At 64.9% G+C, this 24852-nt stretch carries 23 protein-coding genes and 1 pseudogene; 10 read left to right on the forward strand and 14 right to left on the reverse strand.

Annotation, left to right across the window (positions count from 1 at the left end; genetic code table 11):
- Positions 1 to 7 precede the first annotated feature (7 nt).
- A complete protein-coding gene (locus AC51GR_RS22405) occupies positions 8 to 430 on the forward strand; it encodes a hypothetical protein (RefSeq protein ID WP_496326863.1) in 423 nt (140 codons plus the stop codon).
- On the opposite strand, the gene AC51GR_RS22410 is transcribed toward AC51GR_RS22405, so the two are convergent.
- Positions 405 to 1085, reverse strand: coding sequence for a TetR/AcrR family transcriptional regulator (locus AC51GR_RS22410; protein WP_496326864.1), 681 nt, complete (start codon positions 1083 to 1085; stop codon positions 405 to 407). The two genes, AC51GR_RS22405 and AC51GR_RS22410, sit on opposite strands and share 26 nt — an antisense overlap.
- 80 nt (positions 1086 to 1165) lie before the next feature.
- On the opposite strand from AC51GR_RS22410, the gene AC51GR_RS22415 reads away from it, so the two are divergent.
- Together AC51GR_RS22415 and AC51GR_RS22420 are read left to right on the forward strand one after the other, a co-directional pair.
- Entirely contained in the window at positions 1166 to 1942 is a 777-nt protein-coding gene (locus AC51GR_RS22415) for a carboxymuconolactone decarboxylase family protein (protein WP_496326865.1), read from the forward strand.
- A 2-nt stretch (positions 1943 to 1944) separates the two neighbouring features.
- On the forward strand, positions 1945 to 2775 hold the full coding sequence (locus AC51GR_RS22420) for a mycofactocin-coupled SDR family oxidoreductase (RefSeq protein ID WP_496326866.1): 831 nt from the start codon (positions 1945 to 1947) through the stop codon (positions 2773 to 2775).
- A gap of 226 nt (positions 2776 to 3001) precedes the next feature.
- Here the strand turns inward: AC51GR_RS22420 and AC51GR_RS22425 are convergent.
- Positions 3002 to 3943 (reverse strand): annotated as a pseudogene (locus AC51GR_RS22425) (integrase core domain-containing protein); the annotation flags it as partial.
- Between the two features lie 135 nt (positions 3944 to 4078).
- On the opposite strand from AC51GR_RS22425, the gene AC51GR_RS22430 reads away from it, so the two are divergent.
- A complete protein-coding gene (locus tag AC51GR_RS22430; protein WP_496326867.1) occupies positions 4079 to 5830 on the forward strand; it encodes an HNH endonuclease signature motif containing protein in 1752 nt (583 codons plus the stop codon).
- 14 nt (positions 5831 to 5844) lie between these two features.
- Here the strand turns inward: AC51GR_RS22430 and AC51GR_RS22435 are convergent, their stop codons facing one another.
- Together AC51GR_RS22435 and AC51GR_RS22440 are read right to left on the reverse strand one after the other, a co-directional pair.
- Complete coding sequence (locus AC51GR_RS22435; RefSeq protein ID WP_496326868.1) at positions 5845 to 6051, reverse strand: ferredoxin; 207 nt, start codon at positions 6049 to 6051, stop codon at positions 5845 to 5847.
- A gap of 4 nt (positions 6052 to 6055) precedes the next feature.
- Entirely contained in the window at positions 6056 to 7330 is a 1275-nt protein-coding gene (locus AC51GR_RS22440; protein ID WP_496326869.1) for a cytochrome P450, read from the reverse strand.
- A gap of 171 nt (positions 7331 to 7501) precedes the next feature.
- Here AC51GR_RS22440 and AC51GR_RS22445 point away from each other — a divergent pair, with 171 nt between their 5' ends.
- Positions 7502 to 8107, forward strand: coding sequence for a TetR/AcrR family transcriptional regulator (locus AC51GR_RS22445; protein ID WP_496326870.1), 606 nt, complete (start codon positions 7502 to 7504; stop codon positions 8105 to 8107).
- A 46-nt stretch (positions 8108 to 8153) separates the two neighbouring features.
- On the opposite strand, the gene AC51GR_RS22450 is transcribed toward AC51GR_RS22445, so the two are convergent.
- Positions 8154 to 8999 carry a mycofactocin-coupled SDR family oxidoreductase gene (locus tag AC51GR_RS22450; protein WP_496326871.1) on the reverse strand — a complete coding sequence of 282 codons (846 nt, stop codon included), beginning with the start codon at positions 8997 to 8999 and terminating at the stop codon, positions 8154 to 8156.
- 463 nt (positions 9000 to 9462) lie between these two features.
- Here AC51GR_RS22450 and AC51GR_RS22455 point away from each other — a divergent pair, with 463 nt between their 5' ends.
- Entirely contained in the window at positions 9463 to 10224 is a 762-nt protein-coding gene (locus AC51GR_RS22455) for an FAD binding domain-containing protein (RefSeq protein ID WP_496326872.1), read from the forward strand.
- Here AC51GR_RS22455 and AC51GR_RS22460 read toward each other — a convergent pair.
- The 6 genes from AC51GR_RS22460 to AC51GR_RS22485 form a co-directional block, all read right to left on the reverse strand.
- Positions 10217 to 11059: a mycofactocin-coupled SDR family oxidoreductase gene (locus tag AC51GR_RS22460; protein WP_496326873.1), complete on the reverse strand. Its 843-nt coding sequence runs from the start codon at positions 11057 to 11059 to the stop codon at positions 10217 to 10219. The two genes, AC51GR_RS22455 and AC51GR_RS22460, sit on opposite strands and share 8 nt — an antisense overlap.
- 175 nt (positions 11060 to 11234) lie before the next feature.
- The gene (locus AC51GR_RS22465; RefSeq protein WP_496326874.1) at positions 11235 to 13484 is read right to left on the reverse strand and encodes an AAA family ATPase; all 2250 of its coding nucleotides are present in this window, start codon (positions 13482 to 13484) and stop codon (positions 11235 to 11237) included.
- Between the two features lie 19 nt (positions 13485 to 13503).
- A complete protein-coding gene (locus AC51GR_RS22470) occupies positions 13504 to 14433 on the reverse strand; it encodes a CDP-alcohol phosphatidyltransferase family protein (protein WP_496326875.1) in 930 nt (309 codons plus the stop codon).
- A complete protein-coding gene (locus AC51GR_RS22475; protein ID WP_496326876.1) occupies positions 14430 to 15143 on the reverse strand; it encodes a phosphatidylserine decarboxylase in 714 nt (237 codons plus the stop codon). Before AC51GR_RS22475 ends, AC51GR_RS22470 begins: the two co-directional genes overlap by 4 nt.
- A 94-nt stretch (positions 15144 to 15237) precedes the next feature.
- Entirely contained in the window at positions 15238 to 16473 is a 1236-nt protein-coding gene (moeA, locus tag AC51GR_RS22480; RefSeq protein WP_496326877.1) for a molybdopterin molybdotransferase MoeA, read from the reverse strand.
- Complete coding sequence (locus tag AC51GR_RS22485) at positions 16473 to 17834, reverse strand: dipeptidase (protein WP_496326878.1); 1362 nt, start codon at positions 17832 to 17834, stop codon at positions 16473 to 16475. The genes moeA and AC51GR_RS22485 overlap by 1 nt, the downstream gene beginning before the upstream one ends.
- 90 nt (positions 17835 to 17924) lie before the next feature.
- On the opposite strand from AC51GR_RS22485, the gene AC51GR_RS22490 reads away from it, so the two are divergent.
- Positions 17925 to 18713: an HAD-IIA family hydrolase gene (locus tag AC51GR_RS22490; RefSeq protein ID WP_496326879.1), complete on the forward strand. Its 789-nt coding sequence runs from the start codon at positions 17925 to 17927 to the stop codon at positions 18711 to 18713.
- 12 nt (positions 18714 to 18725) lie between these two features.
- Here AC51GR_RS22490 and AC51GR_RS22495 read toward each other — a convergent pair whose 3' ends face one another.
- The 3 genes from AC51GR_RS22495 to AC51GR_RS22505 all read right to left on the reverse strand — a co-directional run bounded on the left by AC51GR_RS22495 (position 18726) and on the right by AC51GR_RS22505 (position 21628).
- The gene (locus AC51GR_RS22495; RefSeq protein WP_496326880.1) at positions 18726 to 19181 is read right to left on the reverse strand and encodes an SRPBCC family protein; all 456 of its coding nucleotides are present in this window, start codon (positions 19179 to 19181) and stop codon (positions 18726 to 18728) included.
- 98 nt (positions 19182 to 19279) lie between these two features.
- Complete coding sequence (locus AC51GR_RS22500; RefSeq protein WP_496326881.1) at positions 19280 to 20419, reverse strand: acyl-CoA dehydrogenase family protein; 1140 nt, start codon at positions 20417 to 20419, stop codon at positions 19280 to 19282.
- A gap of 36 nt (positions 20420 to 20455) precedes the next feature.
- Positions 20456 to 21628 (reverse strand): acyl-CoA dehydrogenase family protein, encoded by a 1173-nt coding sequence (locus AC51GR_RS22505; RefSeq protein WP_496326882.1) that lies wholly within the window; start codon positions 21626 to 21628, stop codon positions 20456 to 20458.
- 422 nt (positions 21629 to 22050) lie between these two features.
- Between AC51GR_RS22505 and AC51GR_RS22510 the strand changes: the two genes are divergently transcribed.
- From AC51GR_RS22510 to AC51GR_RS22520, 3 genes are all read left to right on the forward strand, one after another.
- On the forward strand, positions 22051 to 22857 hold the full coding sequence (locus tag AC51GR_RS22510) for a class I SAM-dependent methyltransferase (protein WP_496326883.1): 807 nt from the start codon (positions 22051 to 22053) through the stop codon (positions 22855 to 22857).
- Between the two features lie 14 nt (positions 22858 to 22871).
- Entirely contained in the window at positions 22872 to 23654 is a 783-nt protein-coding gene (locus AC51GR_RS22515; protein WP_496326884.1) for an AraC family transcriptional regulator, read from the forward strand.
- Positions 23655 to 23835: 181 nt separating this feature from the next.
- Positions 23836 to 24852 (forward strand): iron-siderophore ABC transporter substrate-binding protein, encoded by a 1017-nt coding sequence (locus AC51GR_RS22520; protein ID WP_496326885.1) that lies wholly within the window; start codon positions 23836 to 23838, stop codon positions 24850 to 24852.

Here is a 24852-nt window from a genome sequence, read left to right on the forward strand (position 1 = left end):
TGTCTCCATGATTCGGGTGCGGGTGGTTGTGATGCTGGTTCTGGCGGGTCTGACGTTGCTGATCGGGGCGTGCGGCAGCGACGACAAGGAGGCGGATTCGACGTCGGCCGCGTCGCTGGCGCTGCCCGGCGATTTCCCTTCGCAGGTGCCGGTGATCGAGGGTGCGGTGCTTGCCGTGGGAGGCACTGCCAAGGACGGCTGGAACCTGACCGTCGCCGGTCGGGCCGATGCCGGTGACCCGTTCGACAACGCCTCGACCCAACTTCTCGACGCCGGTTTCGCCGAACAGTTCCAGCGCCAGGAAGGCGCCGAGTCCGTGAAGGGTTTTGTCGCCGAAACCGACGGAGAGCGCTACACCGTGGTGATCGGCACCACCGAGGCATCTGTCAGCGGTCCGACCGCCATCACCTATCAGGTGTCGAAGTCGTAGCTCGGTTGCCCGGTTGGGGCCAGGCGGCCAGCGCCGCGAGCGTCTCCTCCGACGGCGGCGACACCAGTTGCGCCATCAGGCTGTCCAGCAGCTGACTCACGTGCACCGCGTACGGCGGCACGGGCAGCCCGAGCATGCGGGTTCGATGCCGGTCCGCGCAGACGTGCAGGCTGGTTGCCGAGGCCTGACGTATCCGTATCTCTCGCAGCCGCCTCGGTATGTCGCCGATCAGTGAGTTGACTCTTGCGGTGTACGCATCCTCGACTGTCCGGTTGGACGAGGGGAGTCTGTCCAGTGGGTGGACCTTGTGCCCGAGTTGTTCAAGGAACTGCAGGTAGTAGCAGTCCTCGTCCTCGGCGAGTTCGATCAGCGGTAGATGGTGTGCCTCGATCACCCCGCGCAGGTCGTCAGCGGGTGTTCGGGCCTGGAGCAGTGCTCGCCTGCGGTCCAGATCGTCGAGGCGGTTGACCAGGATGGCCTCGACCAGGCCTTCTTTGGATCCGAAGTGATATTGCACTGCCGATTTGTTCGCCATGCCCGCTTCGGTCCCGATCTGGCGCAGCGGTACCCCGTCGATTCCGTGGACCGCAAAAAGGCGCTCGGCGGTGAGCACCAGTTGCTGTTTGGCGGACCGACCGACCGGGGGCATCGACATCTGACCATGAAACCATGATGGACAAAATTAGGGCTAGGGACTTAAAGTTCAGGCACTAGACCTGAAAGTGAGTCCCCAAAATGGAAAATCTGGCTCCTTCCGCCCATCGCGACGTGATGATGTCGGACCCCCCGATCGGCTCGACCCCGTTTGTTGACGCGCAGCAGCGGTTTGTCTTCGGCGAGGTGTGGGCGCGGCCCGGACTGAGCCGCCGCAACCGCCGCTGGGTCACATTGACCTGTGTCGGCGCCGCCGACGCGCAGCAGCCGATCGAGGATCAGGTCATCGCCGCGCTGAGCAGCGGCGACATCACCATCGACGAGATGCTGGAGTTCGTCCTGCATTTCGCGGTCTACAACGGCTGGCCCAAGGCCTCGCACCTCGAGGGCGTCGTGCGACGGCAGTGGGCGATGATGGAGCAGGCGCGGGGCCGCTCGGGCGCGGTTGCCCCACAGGAGAACTCGCAACTGGGACCGTCCGACTGGGACGAGCGGATCGAGCGCGGCGTGCAGGAGTTCTGTGACGTCAACCTGATCGAGGCTCCCGGGCCCGACACGCCGTACATGCACGCCGGGATCCTGAACTTCGTGTTCGGGCACGTCTGGCAACGTCCCGGCCTCAGTCGGCGTGATCGGCGATTCATCACCGTTGCCTCTGTGGCCGTCTGTGATTCTGCGCTGCCGCTCACGTCGCATACCGGGTCGGCTCTCGAATCCGGCGACATCAGCAAGGCCGAGATGGACGAGGTCGTGCTCCAACTGTCGGCGTACTCGGGTTTCGCCAAAGGTGAAGCTCTCCATGCAGTTGCGGAACAAGCCTGGGCAAGGATCGCCCGGTCACAGGAAAAGGAAGCGTGAAAATGTCAGGACTTGAAGGTCGCGTTGCGTTCATCACCGGTGCAGGCCGTGGGCAGGGCCGCGCTCACGCCGTGCGGTTGGCGCGCGAAGGTGTCGACATCATCGCTGTGGACATCTGCGAGAACGTCGATTCGATGACGTATCCCAATGCAAGCGAGGCGGATTTGGCCGAAACCGTGCGGCTTGTGGAGCAGCAGGATCGCCGGATCGTCGCCCGCAAGGCGGATGTGCGGAATTATGAGGAGCTTTCGGAAGCATTTGGTGAGGGGCTGGCCGAGTTCGGGCGGTTGGACATCGTGATCGCCAACGCCGGGATCATCCGGATGGGTCCGGAATCGGAGGACTTCCTCACCGATTGGAAAGACGTCATCGACACGAACCTGTCCGGGGTGTTCCATACCGTCCGTGCCTCACTGCCGGCGCTACGCGAAGGTGGCCGTGGCGGTTCGATCGTCATCACCAGCTCCACTGCCGGATTGAAGGCGTCGGCATCACTCAATGCCAGCGGCATGGCCTACGCATCGGCCAAGCGCGGACTTGTCGGGCTCATGCAGGGGATGGCCAGTTATCTTGCACCCGAATGGATTCGGGTCAACACCATTCATCCGACAGGTGTGGCCAGTGGGATGACGATGAACGAGGCCATGGCGAAGCTGTTCGAGGAAGCGTCGGCAGGCGGTTCCAACTCCATCTCCGGGATGCAGAACGCGCTCCCGATTGAGATGCTCGAACCCGAAGATGTGGCAAACGCCGTTGCCTTCCTGGTCTCCGACGAGGCCAAGTTCATCACCGGAACCGAATGGGCTCTGGACGCGGGCTTCATGATTCGCTGACGTTCTTCGCGTCACGGCGGCTGTCGGATGTGATGTATCGGGTCATCGGTGACGGTTCTGCATCAGGACATCGGTGACAGTTTATGTATCAGGACTTCGGTGACGGTTTCCTTGGGTTGGGTCGTGGGCCACGGGGTCGTCCATTGCCGACGTATGTGGTGCCTGGGCGGGAGCGCGGAGAGGGCTGATCAAACAGGAGCGCAACAGGTTTGGGTTCGGGGCGCGGCGGATCAACTTTGGGCGTGGCGCACCACGCGGTCAGTGGTGTGACCCGCCCAGGCAGCCCCTGATGGGGGCGCGCGGTGTTGTAGATGTGGTCGAACGCATCGACCTGGGCTTGAAGCTCAGCTACCGTCTCGGCCAGCGGCTGCTTGTCCAGGTATCGGAACAACGTCTGGTGGAAACGTTCATTCTTTCCTTGAGTGGTCGGCTTGTAGGGCTTACCGGTGATTGCTTCGACCCCGAGTGCGTGGACATGGTCGACAAGTCGGCCGCTATAGCCCTGGCGGGAAGGGTTCAAAGCAGCGCCATTGTCGGTCAAGAGTCGTTGCGGAACCCCGTGTGGTGCCATTGCCTTGTCGAAGACTGCAATTGCGGCTTCGGAGGTCTCACCACCAGCCACGTGGGAGGCAACGGCGAAACGCGAATGGTCGTCAATGAGCTGGAGGATGACGCACTTACGCCCACCGGTCAGCACGTATACGGTGCCATCGAGTTGCCAGCATGCGTTCGGAGCGGGATAGACAAACCGTCGCCACGCTGAGCGGGGCTTCTTCTTCGGCTCGCGACGGGCCACGCCGGCCTCTCGGAAGATTCGTGCCAGCGACGCCGTGGACGGCACCTCCTCCAGCCCCATCGAGCGCATCTTGTCGTACACGCTAATCGGTCCATGATCGAGCCCGGAAGCCTCCAGAGCCGATCGCACCGCCAACGCCTGCGCTTTGACCGCGTCGCTCAACATCGATGGACTCGATTTCGGGCGCCGGGTCCGCGGCTCCAGCACTGCCGATGGACCCTCCACCTTCGCGCGTTTACGCAACTCGTAGAAGGACTTTCGAGATACTCCGTGCTCGGTGCAGAACGTTGAGACCGCCCCGCGCGGTGCATCGTCAGGCCACTGAGAGATCGCCAGCCGGACTACAGGATCGATGGGTTCATTGACAGCCACCCCCACAGTCTTGGTGCAGAACTGTCACCACCAAGATCACCCACAATGTCACCGATGTCTTCATGCAGAACTGTCACCGATGTCCTGGGAGATAACACATGAGGCGTGTCGTACCCCTGATCTAGACTCAAATGTATGTTCGAGGGGGAGTTCGAAGATGCAGGTGGGGACGATGAAATCGGTCCTGTCGAATCAGCGGGTGTCAACGAGTTGTTGCGTAACACCGAGCTCGCGATGGCCCAGCAGTCGCGGATGGAGTGGGAACGGTACGCCGCTGCGGCGATGCTGCACCGACATCTGGTCGAACCGACCGCCGGGACCAAGGCGGAGATGCAGGCGCTTGATCCGTTCGCGCAGTGTGCGGCGAGATTATCTGCCGCACAGGGGTTGACGCAGCGGACCGCGGAGTTGCAGATCAACCGTGGGGTGGCTTTGCGCGATCGGCTGCCTGCGGTCAATGAACTGTTGAAAGCCGGCCGCATCGCCGCGCACCATATTCCGGACATCATCGCCCGCACCGAGTTGATCGAGGGCTCGGCCCACATGGCTGATATCGATCGTGGGATCGCCGAAGCACTGGAACGGCGGGGGTCGTGGTCCAGAGGTCGGATGCGGGACATGGTCGATGCGATCATCTTCCGCCGGGACCCGGATCTGGTCCGGAAGAACCGGGAGGATGCGAAAAACAATCGCGGGGTGTGGGCCAACAACACCGAGCACGGCATGGCAGTACTGGATGCCCATTCCACCGCTGAGGAATTGACGTTGATCATGGCCAGGTTGGAAAAACTGGCGATGGCCACGTGTAAGGCTGATCCGCGGAAAAAGGCTGATCGGATGGCCGATGCGTTGTTCGCCACGGTGATGGGCCGGGAGTTCATGTGTGAATGCCCGAATGATCCGAAGCATCCCTGTACCGCTGAGATCGTCACCATGCCTGCTAGCCGGGTGGTTTCGGGTGTGGATGTGAAGATCGTGCTGCACGTGATCACTGATCAGGCCACCCTCGACGGTCGCGCCGAGAATCCAGGCTTCATCGACGGACACGGCGTGATTTCCGGCGATCATGTTCGTGATATCGCTGCTCGCCCGGAAACGGTGCAGCGGCCGATGGGCAACAAGACGGAACCTGCGCCCGTGCAGCCCGAGCCCGAGCCTCAGCCCGAACCAGTGCAATCGGAACCCGAGCCGCCCGAGCAGGAGACGCCAAAACCGAAGCGGCCGAACGTGTACATGCGCCGACCGCAGAACCCGCCAGTCGAAGACCTCCCCGATGACGGCGACGACAATGCGATCGTTGCGGCGCCGTTCCCGCAAGTGGTTCCACTGCCGGCCACCCAGCCTGGTGACCGGTACCGGCCGTCGGTTGTCTTGGACACCTACCTTCGGATCCGCGACATCTACTGCATGTGGCCTGGTTGCGAGCACAAGGCCTGGGGCGCCGACCTCGACCACACCTGCGAGTACAACCACAACGACCCCGACACCGGTGGCTGCACCCATCCCTCAGAGATGAAGACACTGTGCCGTTTTCATCACCTACTCAAGACATACTCCGACTGGCTTGACGACCAGTACCCCGACCCCGCGACCGGACGTACCCGCCTGGTCTTCACCACCCCCGAAGGACGCCACCATCACGGCCCGGGCTGGACCGGTGATGACCTGTTCCCCACGCTGCGACTGATCATCTTCGATGACCAACGCGGCTCACCAAACCGGCCACCGCCGGGACCACCGTCAAGAACGCAAACCCGCACCGCTGCCAAACACGCACGCCGCCAACAAGAACGACTACTCAACCGCCGACAACGCGAACTCGAAGAGCAACTCGCCCGAAGGCTCCGCGAAGAGAAAGGGAGGAGTGGCCCGCCGCCGACGTTTTAATGCTCAGGCTTTGATCAATGCTCCTCGACGCTGATCGCCTGGCGGGGACAGGCGGCGATGGCTGCGCGGATCGACTTCTCGGATCCCTCCGGCGGATGTTCGTCCCAGATGGCCATGTCGTCGTCACCGATGTCGAAGATGTCCGGCGCGATCTGGGTGCACAGTGCGTGACCCTCGCAGCGTTCCTTGTCGATGGTCAATTTCGGTTGTTGGGCGTTCATGTGATCACGCTGCCGGTGGGGTGAAGAGCAGATGGAGTTCTGAGAGGCCACGCAGCAGGAAGGTCTTTTCATAGCTGTACCGGCGATTTCCGGCCGGCCCGTGTTTGTCTTCGTTGATGGCGATGTTGCCGGTGTTCGCGAGATAGCGGTCGACGGTGGCAGTGGCTTCCGCACGTGCCAGGGGCGCTCCGGGGCAGGTATGCGCCCCGCGGCCGAAAGCGATGTGTTCCCTGTTGTTCTCACGGTCGAGATCGAATACGTCCGGATTCTCGAACTTCCGGTCGTCGCGATTGCAGGCGCCGGGATGGACCATCAGGGTCGTCCCGGGTGGCACGTCGACGCCGCCGAGGTTGACGGCCATCTTGGTGAACCGGAAGTCGCTCTTGGTGGGACTCTCCAGGCGCAGGACCTCTTCGATGAACGGGGCGATGACCTTCTTGTCGGCCCGCAACTTCGCCTGCAGCTCTTGATCTTCGGCGAGGATACGAAGGGCGGATCCGATCAGGCGGGCGGTGGTGTCCTGGCCGGCGCCGAAGAGGAAGGACGCCAATCGCACGACCACGTCGGGCTCCGGGACAGAGCCGTCGGGATAGGTCGCGGTCGCGAGTTGGGTGAGTACGTCTTCCTGTGGGTTCTGGCGACGATCGATCACGTACTCCATGAATCGCTCTTCGCAATACTGCAGCAGGTTGGTCTCGACAGTCTCCGATCCGCCGAGCGCGCCAACCACTTTCGCCTTGAAGTTACTCAATCGGAGGTTCACGCGGTCTTCGTCCGGCATGCCGAGCAGGTCGGCGATCACGAGAGTGGTGAAGGGTCGGGAATAGTCCGCGATGACCTCGCCGGCACCGGTCGTGACGTCCTCGAGCAGGCACTGATCGGCGATGGCGGACATCGCTTCGGCATTCTCCCTCAGTCGACGCGGGGTCATGATGCGACGGAGCAGTCCGCGTTCGCGTTCATGCGGCTCGCCGTCCATGGTGATCAGGTACTCGTAGAAGAACCAGTGCTCTCGGTTCTGCTCGACGTAGTCGCTGATGTCGTCGCCGTCGGGCTGGCCCTCCAGTGGAGGAAACGGTCCGGCGACCGAATTGCAGGCAGAGAACACCTCTGGATCCCGGTAGACCTCGATGGCTTCCTCGTACCCGGTGACGGCCATGACCCGGGGCATCGCGATGGGATGTACCGGGCACCGCGACCGGAGCTCGTCGAAGTAGGGATAAGGGTCGTCCGCCAGTGCGGGTTCGCTGAAGAAGTCTGCCTTGGTGATGTCAACCATCGTCAGGCCTTTCGGTGATGGGGCTGTGAGACTCGCCGAAGTCAAAAACTGATCGATCGATCAGAATGTTACAGTGGGCCATGGGTAGCCCGGGAGTGAATTTGAGGTCGAAATCGTGTTCGGATCCGAAATGCTGATGTCCGCGTGCTTTTTTGTCGCCGGACAGTACTGATGGCAACCCCACGCACCAAGCGTGATCCGGATGCGGCCAATGCCCGGACCCGTTTGATGGAAGCGACGATCGAGGTCATTCTCGAAGAGGGTTACGCCGCAGCCACATCCAGGAAAGTTGCCGCCAGGGCCGGGGTGAAGCAGGCGCTGGTGTACTACTACTTCCCGACGATGGACGACCTTTTCCTCGCGGTGGTCCGCGGAGGCGCCGAGGTCACGTTCGAGCGGCAACGCCGCGCGCTGGAGGAGAACGATCCGCTCAGGGCCTTGTGGCTGATCAGTGGTGATGCGCGGGCCACCAAGCTGAACACCGAGTTCATGGCGTTGGCCAATCACCGGAAGGTGGTCAGCGCCGAATTGAAGAGGTCGTCCGAGCGCATTCGCGACATCGAGACCGCGGCGGTGACCATGGTTCTGCGCGCTCATGGTGTCGACCTGGAGAAGTATCCGCCGGTGGTGATGTCCATGATCCTGACCGGTATGGCTCGCAACCTCCGCAATGAGGAAGCGGTCGGCGTGACCGCCGGCCATGCCGAACTCTCGGCGTTCATCGAGCGGTTCATCGACGAGTACTCCTCCGTACCGTCGTCGAAGCGCGACGCGTGAGCCGCCAGAGCTGTCCTGGATTAGTCCCTGAGAAGCCGTCGAGTTGCTACTTCAGCAGGCTTCCGCCGTCGACGGCAAGTGAGGTGCCGGTGACGTAGCGGGATTCGTCGGAGGCCAGGAACAACACCGCGTTGCTGATGTCCTCGGGTTCGACCCAGCCGATCGGCAGGACGTGCATCATCTTTGCGACCACCTCGAGGTCGTCGGGGCCCGGGTTCTCCAGGTCGGGCCGGAACATCTTCATCGTGCCCTCATTCATGAACATCGGGGAGTTCACATTGGTCGGCAGGACCGAGTTGACGCGGATCGAGTGCGCTCCGAGTTCGACGGCGAAGCTTCGCATGAGCCCGATGACGCCGTGTTTGGCAGCGATGTAGTGCCCGGTGTTCGGGTAGGCCTTCATGCCGCCGACCGAACTGGTCAACACGATGGATCCGCCGTTTCCGGCTGACAGCAGATGTGGCACAGCGGCTTTGACCGTCTTCCAGACACCCGACAAGTTGACGTCGATCATCTCCTGCCAGTCCCGCTCGCTGGTCTTGTCGAGGGTCTCGCCGCCGTTGCCGATGCCCGCGTTGGCAACGATGACATCGAGGCGCCCCAGTTCTTCGACCCCTTTGTCGACCGCCGAGACGAGCGCGTCGAAATCGCGCACATCGACGTGGGAGGCAATGATCCGGCGGTCCAGATCCTCGACCAGCTTGACGGTCTCGGCGAGGTCTTCCGGCGTAGACGCCGCGATGAGTGGCTCGACCTCGTTGGAGATCGGCCCGCAGATGTCGACCGCGATGATGTCGGCACCTTCTTGTGCCAGGCGCACCGCGTGGCTTCGTCCCTGCCCCCGCGCTGCTCCGGTGACGAAGGCGACTTTGCCCTCCATACGTCCCGCCATTGTCCCACCGATCCTTTCGAAATTGATTGCGTGTCGGCTCGCTTGGCCGCCGGTACAAAACTGATCACTCGATCAGGACTCTCCCACTGCGGCGATGTTCTGTCAACGGCGACAACGGAACCGCTGTGAAGACAAAGGGCCAGGGTAATTGTTGCAGCAGTGCGTAATCGAGTCTCCGCGGAATCAATCTCCAGGTCTGCATGATCCTGCCGGTCGACGAAATATGATCGGTCGATCAGGATGGATTCGGCGAAATGCTTGAAACTCTGAGGGGGAAGGAGTTAGCTTTGCCGGGTAGTCGACGGAACCCCTCGCGCCGGTGTTTTCGGCAGCCGCGTGCAGCTGGCGGGTCGTCGCTGCTGCCTCCCAAGCCTGACGACCCCGGATGTTCTCCGAGAGGAAAGACCATGACTGCACGTCGCATGTTTGTCGTCGTGGCTGGGAGCGACGTCAAATGAGCGTGGTGCCGATTAACGTGCCGGGGGTCGAATTGCAGGGCGTTGAACTCGGTCCGGATTCGGTCTGGATCGGTGCGGGTACAACGCATGCCGCCATCAGACACTCGCGGCTGATTCGAGAACATGTCCCTTTGCTCTGGCCGGCGACTCCGGTGATCGGGCCTCCCGGCGCCCGCGACGACGAGACAATCGGCGGATCGATCGCTCACGCCGATGCCGCGGACGGGTACGCCGCGGTGGCATTGGCGCTGGACGCCGAGTTCGAGACGATCTCACCGCGTGGCAGCCGGACCGTCGAGGCGACGGACTTCTTCACCGGGCCGTGGGAAACGGTGTTGGCCGACGGCGAGGTCCTGACCGGGATCGTGGTTCCCCGCCGCTACGACCGGGGTGGGTACGCCATCGAAGAGCTCGGGCGGTGCGGTGGTGACTCCGCGGCGGTGGGTGCGGCCGTGGTCGTCTGGCTCGATGCCTACGGCCGCGTCGATCACTGCGCGATCGCGCTGGTCGGCCTGGCCCCGTCGGTGGTGCGGGCTCTTGCCGCCGAGCTGGCGGTGGTGGGTCGACACGTGGGGGACATCTGTCCCGAAGACGTTGCTGCTGAATCGATCTGGGGGGCTTGCGGTTTCGGTGACCACCGTGGCCGGGCAGGTGCTGTGGTGGTGGCACGCGGGTGGCGTCGGGCCGTTCGGGACGCGCTGTATCCACGAGAGGCGCGTTGCCTGCCCCTCGTGGATACCGACGATCAGCGGTGCGGGCCTACTTGAGGCAGCTGCCGGCGTCGACGGACAGCGTCACACCGGTGACGTAGCGGGATTCGTCGGAGGCGAGGAAGAGAACCGCGTTGCTGATGTCCTCGGGCTCGACCCAGCCGATCGGTAGTACGTGCATGAACTTCGCGACGAGTTCCAAGTCGTCGGGCCCGGGATTCTCCAGATCGGGTCGGAACAGCTTCATCGTGCCCTCGTTCATGAACATCGGCGTGTTCACATTGGTCGGGTGCACAGAGTTGACGCGAATCGAGTGCTCGCCGAGCTCGACGGCGAAGCTGCGCATCAGCCCGACAACGCCGTGCTTGGCGGCGATGTAGTGGCCGGTGTTCGGATAGGCCTTGAGTCCACCGACCGAGCTGGTCAGGATGATCGAACCGCCGTTGCCGCCTGAGATCAGGTGTGGGACACCGGCCTTCACCGACTTCCAGACGCCGGAGAGGTTGACGTCGATCATCTCCTGCCAGTCCCGTTCGCTGGTCTTGTCCAGGGTGTCACCGCCGTTACCGATGCCGGCATTGGCAACGATGACGTCGAGTCTTCCGAGTTGCTCGACGCCGCTGTCGACGGCAGCCTTGAGTGCGTCGTAGTCACGGACATCAGCCTGTACCGCAACGATCCGGCGGTCGAGGTCCTCGACCAGCTTGACGGTTTCGGCGAGGTCTTCCGGCGTGGACACCGCGATCACGGCCTCCTCGTCGGAGATCGGGCCGCAGATGTCGACCGCGATGATGTCGGCACCTTCCTGCGCCAAACGTACTGCGTGACTTCGTCCTTGCCCGCGCGCTGCCCCCGTGATGAAGGCGACCTTGCCCTCCATGCGTCCCGCCATCGTGCACCAACCCTTTCGAGATCGACTCAACGTCGGTTCTCGCTCGGAGCCGACGATTGCGTAAATGCTGAACACTCGCTCAGCACACTTTCACCAAACGGGTCAGCGTGTCAACGTTTTGACTGAACAGGCGAATTCGGACCTTGACGAGGGGAGTTGCCGTATTCTGCGGCCCTCAGGAGCCGCGTTTGTCGGCGTATTGCCGAAGGTTCTCCACCTGGTCGGGGTCGAGAGAGGGTCGAACCTTGGCCCGGGCCGCGGCCACATCCTCGGCTGTCACGGTCGCGGCGTCGATGTTGCGGCGCATGGCGGCCAGGGCTGCCTCACGCAGGAGCGCCGAACAATCTGCCGCGGAATAACCGTCCAGGTCGGCGGCGAGTTCGTCGAGGTCGATGCCTTCGGCGAGCGGTACCGACCGGCTCGAGGTCCGCAGGATGTCGCCGCGGGCCTCGGCGTCGGGCGGTGGGACGAACACCAGGCGTTCGAGCCGCCCGGGCCGCAACAGCGCCGGGTCGATCAGGTCGGGCCGGTTGGTCGCGCCCAGGACGACCACATCGCGCAACGGTTCGACGCCGTCGAGTTCGGTGAGCAGCGCTGCGACCACGCGATCGCCGACCCCGGAATCGGAGGACTGTCCTCGTCGCGGTGCGAGGGCGTCGATCTCGTCGAGGAAGATGAGCGAGGGTGCGGATTCGCGGGCCCGGTCGAACAGGTCGCGGACCGCCTTCTCTGAACTGCCGACCCACTTGTCCATGAGCTCGGCACCTTTGACGCTGTGGACACTGAGTTGCCCGGATGCGGCCAGTGCGCGGACCACAAACGTCTTGCCGCACCCGGGCGGACCGTAGAGCAGTACGCCGCGTGGTGGGTCGACACCGAGCCGGGTGAAGGTGTCGGGATGCCGGAGCGGCCACAGGACGGCCTCCGTCAGGGCCGCCTTGGTCTCGACCATGTCGCCGACGTCGTCGAGGGTGATACCGCCGACGGCAACCTCCGGTGAGGCCGACCGCGACACCGGCCGGATCACCTCGAGAGCGCCGCTGAGGTCGGCCTCGGTCAGTTTGGGGGGCTTGCCATCTCGTGCGCTCCGGGCGGCGGCGCGCAGCGCGCCTTCGCGGGTCAGGGCAGCCAGGTCGGCGGCGACGAAGCCGGGGGTGCGGGAGGCGATGTCGCCGAGGTCGATGGTCTCGGTGGGGACGTCGGTCAGCAGTGCGGTGAGTAGTCCTCGCCGGATTTTGCTGTCCGGCAGCCCGATCGACAGTTCCCGGTCGCAGAGGTCGGGATCGCGCAGTCGGGTGTCGAGGTTCTCCGGCCGGGAACTGGTGCAGATCAGCGCGACCCGCGGAGCGGTGATGGCGGTCCGCAGGGCGTCGAGGATCAGGGCGGAGACCGGATCGGACTCGGCGGGCAGCAGTGCTTCGACATCGCTGATCAGCAGGACCGACCCTCGGTCGTCGGTCGAGGAGACCAATTGGGTCACAGCGTCTCTGACCGCACCGAGCCGGGCCGATGATTCCAGGGCGCCGGTCACCGGACCGTCGAGGTAGATCAGGTTGCGGTCGGCGCAGACGGCCCGGACCACCGTGGCCTTGCCCGCGCCGGGCGGGCCGGAGACGATCGCGCCGAGCCGGGCCTGGGCGCCGAGCGCGGTGAGCAATTCGGGGTTGTCGAGCGCCAGTCCGATCCACTCGGTGAGCTTGTCGACCTGGGCGTGAACCCCGACGAGTTCATCGACCCGGCGCACCGGCGGCGCCGGTGTACTCGGAGTCTGTACCTGCAGCGGTGTGCTCGGGGCGCGCGCGGGTGTCGTCGATGCGGCCGTCGGGGCGCTTCGGTCGGCCCACAGCACTGCGGTGTCGGGCTGCACACTGACCGGACCGGCCGGTTCGGCGGCGACGACGGTCAGCAGTTCATTGGTCCAGGTGATGCCGACCGAACGTGCCAGGGTTCGCGTCGCCTCGGAGGTGGCGAAGTCGGGGCCGAGGTCGCGGGGGAGCAGCGAGACCACGTCGCCCACCGTCACCACCTTGCCGAGCAGGGCCCGGCGCAGCGTTCGTTCGTCGACCGATTCCGAGGTCAGGGACGAACCCCGGACCACGATGCGGGTGGCACCGTGGACGACGGCCGCAGTGAGTACGACCGGTGCATCGGCTTTGATCCCGGCGTTCGACAGCGTCAGTTCGTCGAGCAGTGCGATGCCGGTCGGTTCGGCCGCCGAGGTCGCGGCGATGACCGCGGTGGTGGTCCGGGATCCGATGACCGCGACGCCATCCCATTCGCGCAACCCCAGACCGGTGAGCACCTCGGGGTGCACCCGGACGATGCCGCGGCGGGCCTCGGCGGCCGACAGGTTGAGTCGTGCGGTCAGTGTCAGCTGCGGTGATCCGGAGTGGGCGGGATCAGCGGCAGCGGATTCGGATGTCACAGCAGCAAAACTACCGGTATCAGGACCCGGGACGCCGTAATCCGAGGCGGGCCGCGGATTGGGTCGGACGTCCGCGACGCACTTGACGGATCGCTCGGCGCTCGGCACGCCGTTCCCGCGGATGGAAATCCCAGGTCTCCGGCCGGCTGGCGACCCAGCGCTTGGTGCGCCAGGCGAAGGGGACGTGGACCAGATAGAGGCCGATGGCGGCGAACATCAGGGCATACGGGTAGGTCAGCAGTGCGGCGGCGACCAAGGCCACCCCGATGAGTACCAGCACCATTGCATTGGGCGGTACCGCAATCGATTTGAGTGACGCCGTGGGTAGCCGGCTCACCGCCAGCAGCGCGGTGAAGGTCATCCAGCCGCCGACAAACGCGTCCGAGGTCCACCAGCCCGAGCCGAACTGCTGGTCGAGTGCAATCGGCAGGATCGCGATCAGGGCGGCGGCCGGTGCGGGCACCCCGACGAAGTAGTCCTTGGTGTACTGCGGCCGGTCGTCGTCGTCGATCAGGGTGTTGAAGCGGGCCAACCGCAAAACGATTGCGCAGCAGTAGATCAGCGACAACAACCAGCCGACGTCATTGCCCTGCAGCATGAGGACGTACAGGGTCAGTGCCGGTGCGACACCGAAGTTGATGGCATCGGCCAGCGAATCGAGTTCGGCGCCGATCTTGGTTGTCGCGCCGAGCAGTCGCGCGATCCGTCCGTCGATGCCGTCGAGCAGAGCCGCCGCGGCGATCATCGCCACACACAGGTCGACCCGGCCGTCGAGTGCGAACTTGGTCGCCGACAAGCCGGCGCAGATCGCGAGCACCGTGAACGCCGACGGCACCAGCAACTTGCCGGTGTTCAGGGTCCCGGCGCGACTCGGCCGTCGGCGGCCGTTTGTCTGGGTTACGTGGCGGGAGGCTGTGCGCTGGGTTTCGCCCCGTCCGTAGGCAATCATTTCAATTGCGCCAAAACGGTTTCCGCACCCACCGCGCGCTGGCCGACAGCAACCAGCGGGCGAGTGCCCTCGGGGAGATAGAGGTCGACCCGGGAGCCGAACCTGATCAGGCCGTAGGTGTCCCCGAGTGTGACCTGATCACCGGGTACGGCGTCGCAGACGATGCGACGGGCCAGCAGGCCGGCGATCTGGACCACCGCCAGTTCGGCGCCGTCGTCGGTACGGATCAGCATCGAGTTGCGTTCGTTGGCCTCGCTGGCCGCCGGGAGATCGGCGCTCAGGAATGAACCGGACCGGTATTCGATCGCCTCGACCTTGCCGGCGGCGGGAATGCGCTGCACGTGCACGTCGAAGACCGACAGGAAGATCGAGATCCGGGGCCGCGGGGTGTCGCCGAGTCCGAGTTCGACCGGTGGCGCCGCGTGGTCGACGAGGGCGACCTGCCCGTCGGCGGGCGCGACGACAACACCGGGCGCGTTGGGCGGTACCCGGGACGGATGGCGGAAGAACGCGGCGGTGGCGAGCGCGGCAATGGTGGCCGGAGTGCGAATCCAGCCATGGCGGCGTCCGGCAACGGCAACGGCCGCGGGAACCGCGACAAACGGGATACCGGCCCGATGTAGCGGTGGCACGGTCTCGCGGATGAGGTCGGCGATGTGAGCCAGACCGGTGGTCGGCTCGGCGTCTGTCGGAGTGGGGCGTCTGGCCATGTCGGTCATTGTTCCAGGCGAATGTCCGGCGCCGCGTCCGGTGCCGATGAGGCGGCTGTTGCTGCAGGTCCGCAGCGAGGTCGGCGATCGCTGGTCATAGTTCTTCCAGAACCAGGACGTCGACCGTACTGCCGGCGTCGACCTTGTCGGTGTCGGCGGCGATGTCCAACAGGACGTTGGCCGACGCCATGAACGCGAGGTGATGTGACGCCGGCGGTCCGATGGTCCGGACCCCGACGACGCCGTCGGCCGTCGTCAGTTCTCCGCGGCGGAATTGCCGTTTTCCCTTGGGCGAGGTGAAGGCCTCGGTGACCGACGCCGCGACCGTCCGGCGCTGCGGCGGCAGTCCCATCGCGGACCGGAGCGGCGGGCGGACGAACACCTCGAAGGACACCTGGGCGCTGACCGGGTTGCCCGGCAGCGTGATGATCGGGACCGCATTGCCCGCCGCGCTCGTGTAGGAGCCGCAGCCCTGCGGCATCCCGGGCTGCATCGCCACCTTCACGAACTCGACGCCCTGGCCGGTGAGGGCGTCCTTGACCACCTCGTAGGCGCCCGCACTGACTCCACCCGAGGTGATGATCAGATCGACGCCCGAGCCCTCTTCGCCGTCGATGTAGCTGTCCAGGCGGGCCCGGAACTCGTCGACGTCGTCGGGCACGAAATGAACCTGCTCGGCCTGCGCGCCGGCCTCGATGGCCGCGGCGGTCAACATCGCACTGTTCGACTCATAGATCTGGCCGAACTCCAATGGGGTGCCCGCCGGGACCAATTCGGTGCCGGTAGAGAGGATCAGCACGCGCAGTGGGGCGTAGACCGGTAGTTCGGCCAGGCCCAGTGCAGCGGCCAGACCGAGCTGCGGGGCTCGCAGGACTCGCCCGGCCGGTAGCGCGCGGGCTCCGGCAGCGATGTCGGAGCCGGCCCGGCGGATTGCCGTACCCGCTGCGGCGGCGGCGAAGATCTGCACGTTGTCGGTGCCGCCGTCGGTCCGTTCGACCTGGATGACCGCATCGGCGCCGGCCGGCATCGGCGCCCCGGTCATGATCCGGTGCGCGGTACCGGGTGCCAGCGTCAGCTCGTCGGTGCGTCCGGCGGGGATGTCGGCGGCGACCGGGAGCGTTACCGGGGTGTCCTCGGTGGCGGTGGCGATGTCTGCTGCGCGGACGGCGTAGCCGTCCATGGCCGAGTTGTCGAAGCCGGGCAACGTGATCGGGGCGTCGATGTCATCGGCCAGTGCCCGGCCCAGCGCGGCCGCGGCGGGCACGGTGACCACACGTGGCGCCGGGAAGAGTGCGGCCACCACTCCCTGGTGTTCCGAAACGCTGCGCATCAGTTCTGGGCTCCGTACTTCGAGAGGAAAAGGGCAAGGGAGAGGGCTGTTTTGGAGATCTCGTCGGGATCGACGCTCTCATTCGGTGCGTGGATCCGGCAGGCCGGCTCCTCGACGCCGAGCAGTGCGATCTCGGCACTGGGGCAGATTTCTGCCAGCACCGTGCACAGGGGGATCGATCCTCCCTGTCCGGAGTGGACGACAGGTCTGCCGTAGGCCTTGGCCATCGCCGCGGTCAGAGCGGTGTACCCGGGGCCGGTGGTGACGGCCGAGAACGGGGCCCCGGTCGCCTGGATCTCGACATCGACCCTCGCATGCCACGGAATGTGCTGGCGTAGATGATTTTCCAGGGCGATCGCCGCCTCATTGGGATCCATGCCGGGCGGTACCCGCAGGTTCAGCTGTGCGGCCGCCCGCGGGTTGATCGCGGCCGGGGCGCCTGCCGTCGGCGGTGCGTCGATGCCGATCACCGTCACCGCGGGGCGGGCCCACACCATTTCGGCGGCCGAACCCGAACCGATCAGGTCGACACCGTCGAGGGTGGTCGAGTCGGAACGGAACTGCGATGGGTCGTATGGGGCACCGGACCAGGCCTGATCGTTGGGAAGTCCGTCGATGGTGGTGTTTCCGTCGGCGTCGCGCAGCGTTGCCAGGCCGGCGATCAGGGCCGCGAGTGCGTCCGGTGCGCCGCCACCGAACTGCCCGGAATGAACCTCGGAGGCAAGGGTTTCGGTGGACACCTTCACCGCGGCCATCCCGCGCAGGCTGGTGGTGAGGGTCGGGATCCCGGGCGCGACATTGCCGGTGTCGCAGATGAGGATCATGTCGGCCTGGAAGAGCTCGGGCCGGGTGCGGGCCAGGTGGTCGAGTCCTTCGCCGCCGGCTTCCTCGGATCCTTCGATGACGATGCGGATCCCGACCGGGGGGAGCGGATCGAGTGCGCGCAATGCGGTGAGGATAGCGACCAGGTTGCCTTTGCAGTCGGATGATCCACGGCCGAACCAGCGGCCGTCGCGCTCGGTCAGCGAGAACGGGGCGCTGTCCCACAATTCCTCGGGGCCCGACGGTTGCACATCGTGATGCGAGTAGAGCAGGACCGTCGGCGCACCGGCGGGGCCGGGCACGAACCCCAGGATCGTCTGGCTCCCGTCGACGGTGTCCATCACCAGGGAGTCGACACCGGCATCGGAGAATGCTCCCCGGACCCAGGCCGCGCTGGCCCGGCAGTCGTCGCGCTTGGCCGGATCGAGATGCACCGAGGGCAGTGCGACGACGTCGGCGAGGTCGGAATACGCGCGTGTCATGAGGCCGGTGACTCGTTTGGACAATGCGGAGAACTGGGGTGCACGTTGGTCGGCCATGCCGCCAAGCATGCCGGAACGGAAGGGTGCCTGTCAGCAACCGGCCATCCCACCGTGCGGCCGCGCAAGGGCAGGACTAGTTTTTTAGGCATGGCTGAAGGGTTGTTACTCGACATCGACGGGGTGATCGTCACGTCGTGGGAGCCTTTGCCCGGTGCCGTCGAAGCGCTCGAGACGATTGCCGAGTCGGGGATGCCCCGGATGTTCTTGACCAACACCACATCCAAGTCGCGCAGTCAGATCGCGCAGACGCTGACCCGGGTCGGTTTCGCGGTCGACGACAGCGAGGTGCTCACTGCCGCCGTGCTCACCGCCGAATACCTGCGTACCAAACACCCGGGCAAGCGGGTGGCGGTCCTCAACGAAGGGGACGTCAGCGACGACATGGAGGGGATCGACCTCGTCTCCGACGACCCCGACGTGGTCGTGTTCGGCGGTGCCGGCCCCTCGTTCACCCACGAGCTCCTGTCGAAGGCGCTGGGCTGGATGATCGATGGCGTTCCGGCCGTCTCGATGCACCGGTCGCTGTCCTGGTCGACCGCGACGGGGCCGAAGATCGACACGGGTATCTATCTCGAAGGCCTACAAAAGGCGACCGGCAAGAAGATCCCCGCGATCGGGAAGCCGTCTCCACTGGGGTTCCGGTCCGCGATCGAGATGCTCGGGGTCACCGACCCGGGCGAGGTGGTCATGGTCGGTGATGACATCTACAGCGATGTCCTGGGTGCGCAGAAGGCCGCCATGGTCGGGGTGCTGGTCCGCACCGGAAAGTTCCGGCCCGAACAGCTCGCGGTACTGGAGGCAGACGAGTTCGGGCAGGTCCCCGACCATGTCATCGACTCGATCGCAGACCTGCCCACACTGCTCGAAAAGCTCTGATCAGCCCCCCGGTCAGGAAACGGCGAGCTTGATCTTCGTCAGCGTCTGATTCATCCCGTCGACCAATTCGGCATCAAAGGGCTCCTCGCCGCCCATCGCGGCATTGATGAGGACCTGGGAGACCTTGCTGGTGCCGTTGGGTGCCTCTCGGCGTTCGGTGAGCGTCACGCCGTCGACCGAGGGAGTGATGGTGAAACTCCACACGCTGTTGTTCTCGGCGATCTTGTAGGCGATCTCTTTGTTCGGCTCGAACCGCACCACCTTCGACCTGGTCGGCCACACCAGCAGTCCGCGCTTGTTGATGTTGATGGTCTTGGTCCCGAGGGTGACCGGTCCGCCGCCGCGCACGATGGTCTTGCGGCACTGCGGGCTCCATTCACCCATCCGCTGCAGGTCGGACACCACCTTCCAGACCTGCTCCGGGGTGGCTTTGATCTCGGTGGACGCTTCAAGCAATGGGGCAGCCATGGGAGTTCTCCTGTCGAGGTTCTTACGTCACCGACGAACTCGCCCGGTACGGCGTCGTCGATGAACCGCCCGGCCGACTTCGTCAATGGACGTTGTCACTATCCGATCAGGATCTTGTCATAGTCTGCGATGCGATCGGAGAGGGTCCGCAGATGTTCCGCGCTGCCGCCGAGAGTGTGTTCGATGGCCAGCAGCCGGCTGGCGTAATGGCCCACCGGATATTCCGCGGTGATCCCGATGCCACCGTGCATCTGGATCGCTTCCTGTGCGACCTTGCGGGCCGACCGGCAGATCTGCAGTTTGGCCCGGGAAGCGATGACCGGGTCGATGTCGCCGTCGGCCAATGAGACCGTCGCGTAGAGGCTCATGCTGCGGGCGAGCTCGACGAGGACGTACATGTCCGCGGCCCGCTGCGTCAGTGTCTGGAACTTGGCCAGCGGCACTCCGAACTGCTTGCGCTGCTTGAGGTACTCGGCCGTCAGGCGCAGGGTTTCGTCCATGGCCCCCACGGCTTCGGCGCACAATCCGACCTGGGCGAGTACCTCGCTGCGAATCAACGCGGCCGACGTGTCGCCGGCACCGAGCAGCGTCGCCGGAGCGTCCTGCAGCTCGATCTGGGCACCGCGCCGCGAGTCATGGGTACGGAACGGCGTGCGGGTGATGGCGGTGCTCGATGGTTGAGCTCCGCCGGTATCGACGAGGAACAGCGCCACGGCATTGTCGAGGCGAGCGGTGACGACGAGGAGGTCGGCGCAGTCGCCGTGCAGCACAGGGTTCTTGGTGCCGGTCAGGGTGTAGCCGTCACCGGAGGGGCTCGCGGTTGTCGCGACCGCTGCGTTCGGCCAGCGGTCACCGGGTTCCTGATGGGCAAAGGCGGCCAGCAGTTCACCGGAGGCCAGCGCGGGCAGGTACTTCGACTTCTGCTCGGCGTCACCGGTGTCGGCGATGATCGCACCGGGGATGATCACCGCGTCGAGAAGCGGTTCGGGTGCCAGTGCGCGTCCGAACTCGCCGAGGACGGCGCTGATCTCCTCGGGGCCTGCGCCCATGCCGCCGTCCTCCTCGCTGAACTGCAGACCGAGAATCCCGATCTCGGCCAATGACTTCCAGAGGTCGCGACTCCAGCCGAGGTCGGTATCGGTAACTGCGCGGAGCTTTTCGAGATCGTAGAACTTGGACAGCACGTCGCGTGTGGTGTCACGCAGCATCGTCTGTTCTTCGCTGTATTCGAAATCCATGGTGTTCGGTGGTCCTTTACAGGTGTGCGGGCGAGTTCACAGCCCGAGGATGGAGGACGCGATGATGGTGCGCTGAACCTCTGAGGAGCCGCTGTAGATCGACACCTTGCGGTAGTTGAGATACGTCGGGACGGTCTCCTGGGCCCACTGGGGGGAGCCGATGTCGGCGGCATCGACGGCCAGCGAGTCGACACCGGCGATGTCGGCAAGGATTTCGGTCGAGGCCTGCTGCAACTCACTGCCGCGCAGTTTGAGGACGGATGAGACCGGATCGGGTTTGCCGTTTGCCGATGCCGCGACAACCCGCATCTGCGTCAGTTCCAGTGCCAGGAGTTCGTTCTCGAGTTCGGCGAGGCGGGCGGCGAACAGTGGGTCCTGCAAAAGGGTTCCGTCACCGGAGGGGATCGTCGAGGCGAGCTCTTTGGCGCGGGCCAGCCGGTTCTTGGTGATTCCGACCCGGGTGACCCCGGCGCGTTCGTTGCCCAGCAGGAACTTCGCGTAGCTCCACCCGGCATTCTCTTCCCCGACGAGATTCTCGACCGGTACCCTCACGTCCTCGAAGAAGACCTCGTTGACCTCGTAACTGCCGTCGATCAGCTGGATCGGTCGGACGGTGATTCCCGGGGTCTTCATGTCGATGAGCAGAAAGCTGATGCCTGCCTGACGTTTCGGGGCATCGGGATCGGTCCGCACGAGTGCGAAGATCCAGTCGGCGAACTGCGCCATCGTGGTCCAGGTCTTCTGGCCGTTGACCACGTAGTGGTCGCCGTCGCGTACCGCCCTGGTCTTGAGGGAGGCCAGATCGGATCCGGCCTCGGGCTCGGAGAAGCCCTGGCACCACCAGATGTCGAGGTTGGCCGTCGGCGGCAGGAACCGTTCCTTGAGTTCCTGCGATCCGAAGTTGGCGATCACCGGCCCGACCATGTCGGCGTTGAAAGCCAGCGGTTCCAGGACGGAGGCGAGGTTCATCTCGTTCTGCCAGATGTGCTTTTGCACCGGCGTCCAGTCCTTGCCGCCCCACTCGACGGGCCACTTCGGCACTGCCAGCCCGTGTTCATTGAGTTTGCGCTGCACGGCGATCATGTCGTCGGGAAAAATCGAGGTGCCGGCCGCGGCGCGCTCTCGGAGTTCCTTGGGAATTTCCGTGGTGAAGAAGGTGCGCAGTTCCTCGCGGAAGGCAACGTCTTCGTCGCTGAGTTTGAGGTGCATGGTTCCTTGATACTCCCGTTCCGATGGATTGCGCCGAGATCTGCCACATCGTCCGGTTGTGGAGTTCGGTGACCACCCGAAGCCGCCGATCCCGGTTCCGAGGGCCGACCAAAGCTTTGGTGGCTGGAAGGCCTTCCTGTGACCAGCCGGCGCAGGCAGGGGGTGAGGACTGAAAAGTCATCACCTGCTTCTGCCTGCCCGCTATACTCAGATGCTGACTCTGGACCTCATTTGGGTCGGCTGGAACAGGTTGCCGAGCCCCCGCGGGTAGCGCCGACGACGCTCAATTGAGAGCAGGTGGCACAGATGGCGGCGAATATGAACAGCACAGCATCACCATGGCGGGTCGGTCCATCAAAGGATCTGCCGGCCGAACACAGCCGGGACACCGCTGATGGATTGGTGATCGTCGAGTATCCGGTATGAGCCCGGCAGAGATGGCCCGGCGGGACAGCCCGGAATCTGATCCCATCGCCGATCGGCTGCGACGGGCCGGCTGTGTATTCGCCGGAGAAGAAGCGGCGATATTGCGCGAATATGCGAGCAATGCAACCGAACTCAACCACTGGTGCGGTCGGCGCGAGGCCGGTGAACCGCTGGAGCACATCGTCGGCCGGGTCGGGTTCGGGGGTCTGCGTCTGTCCGTGGGTCCGGGGGTTTTCGTGCCACGACAACGGTCCTGGCTTCTGGCGCGGACGACGATCGCCGCCGTGTTGCGGCGCCGGGATCAGGTTGTGTTGGAGGCATTCTGCGGCGTCGCCCCGATTGCGTCGGCGGTCGGACACGCCGCGCCCTGGGTCGACATCCATGTCGCCGATATCGACGACAGGGCTCTGGCACATGCCGAGGCCAATCTGCGCGGTAGGGCGGCACTACATCACGGTTCCGGCTTTGAGTGTCTGCCGGAGGCGTTGCGGGGCCGGATCGACGTGATCGCGGCGGTGGCGCCGTACGTTCCTGCCGCCGCCTGCGGATTCCTTCCCCGGGAGGCACTCGACCATGAACCTCACCGCGCACTCTTTGGTGGGGTGGACGGTCTGGACCACATCAACGGCGTGATCGACGGGGCGCCGGAGTGGTTGTCCGCCAACGGTCTGGTCTTTCTGGAGATGCACCGGGACCAGGTGCCGGCGGTCGCCCGTTGCGCTGGTCGAAGCGGTTTCACCGTCGAGACGTTCGTCGGTGACGATCGGCAGACCGCAGTGGTGGGCATGCACCGCGTTCGCTGACCTATGGTGATCGGGTGAGTATCGAGGTGGCAGACACGCGGAGCCTGCCCGTCTACGAGGCGGGCGCCATCGAGGTTCCGTTCGTCATCGCGGGGATGTACGAGATCATCTCTCGAGACACCCAGTGGGAGGAGCATTCCCACCCGACCCATGAGCTGCTGTGGAGTGCCAAGGGTTCGTCGTCGGCCACCGTCGGTTCCCGGGTTTGGACGATCACGCCGACCCTTGGCCTGTGGATACCTGCCGGGGTCCTGCACTCCGGCTGGACTCCGGCCGGGACCGCCCTCAGCTCAGCGCATTTCAGCATTCGTGCGGTCCCATCCATCTCGGCTGAGCCGGTGGCGGTCGAGGTCTCCCCGCTGTTGCGGTTGCTGCTCGACCGGCTCAACACCGAAGACCTCGACGAGGTATCGCGATCAACCACCGAGACAATGGTTCTCGATGTGTTGACCCCGGCGTCGCATCAGTTGTTGCTGCGGGTTCCGGAGTCGGCGCTGCTGGCGCCGATCGTTGCCACGGTGCGGGCCGACCCCGCCGACGAAACGCAGTTGGGGGAGTGGGCGCAGCGCCTCGGTGTCAGCGCGCGCACCATCACGCGGGCATTCGATTCGGAGACCGGTGTGGGTTTCACGCGCTGGGTGGTCACCGCCCGCGTTCAGCATGCGATCACCCTGTTGGCGCAGGGCCGTCCGATCGACGATGTCGCCGGACGGGTCGGTTACCGCTCGGTGAGCGCCTTCGGTACGGCCTTCCGCCGGACCACCGGGATGAGTCCGGGGCGGTTCCGCGAGCTGTGACCGGTGGGCGGCCGGTGGCCCCAGGGGTGTCCGTTTTGCGACAAACCGTGTCGCTTTTGCTTGATTGCAATCGGGAGCATCCCGATCTAGCCTCTGTTAGGTAATCCTTACCGACATTGCTCGGTTGCCGGTGACTCCGCCGGTGAATGCGTCTTTGTGCTTCACGAATCGAAAGGTAACAATGTCTCGCGCACCCAAGCTGGTGGCATTCGCGGCGGCAGCGCTGCTCACGGTCGGGCTCGCGGCCTGTTCGTCGTCCTCGGACGACAACGGCGGCGACGGCGACTTCAGCCCGATCACCATCGAGCACGCCCTCGGAACCACGACCATCACCGAGAAGCCAGAGCGCGTGGCCACCGTGAACTGGGCAAACCATGAGGTGCCGTTGGCGCTCGGTATTGTTCCCGTGGGCATGGCGGCCGCGAACTTCGGTGACGACGACGGCGACGGTCTGCTGCCGTGGGTCAGCGAGCGGCTCGACGAGCTCGGCGGCGAGGCCCCGGTGCTGTTCGACGAGACCGACGGTGTCGACTTCGAGAGCGTCGCCAACACCAATCCCGACGTGATCCTGGCTTCCTACTCGGGTCTGACCCAAGAGGACTACGACACCCTCAGTGAAATCGCGCCGGTGGTGGCGTACCCCGAGACCGCGTGGGGTACCCCCTGGCAGCAGATGATCGAGCTGAACAGCAAGGGTATGGGCATGGAGGCCGAGGGGCAGGAGCTCATCGCCGACCTCGAGGCGGAAGTTGCCGCTGCCGGGGAGAAATACCCACAGCTGCAGGACAAATCCATCATGTTCCTGACCCACGTGGACACTGCTGATCTCAGTGAGGTCAGCTTCTATACGACCCACGACACCCGCGCCCTGTTCTTCGAGGACCTCGGCTTGCAGACCCCCGGCAGCATCGCTGCGGCCTCAGCCGAGACGGAAAAGTTCTCGGCTACACGCAGTGCCGAGCAGATCGACGGACTCAGCGACGTCGACATCATCGTGACCTACGGTGACGAAGCGCTGGTCGCGACCCTCAAGGCCGACCCGTTGCTGTCGCAGATGCCGGCAGTGGCGAACGGCGCCATCGTGGCCCTGCCCAGCACTCCGCTGGGAACCGCTGCGAACCCGACGCCGTTGTCGATTTCCTGGGTGCTCGACGATTATGTCGCGCTGCTCGCGGAAGCAGCAGACAAGTCCAAGTGA

It is taken from the genome of Williamsia sp. z71 (assembly GCF_059553375.1).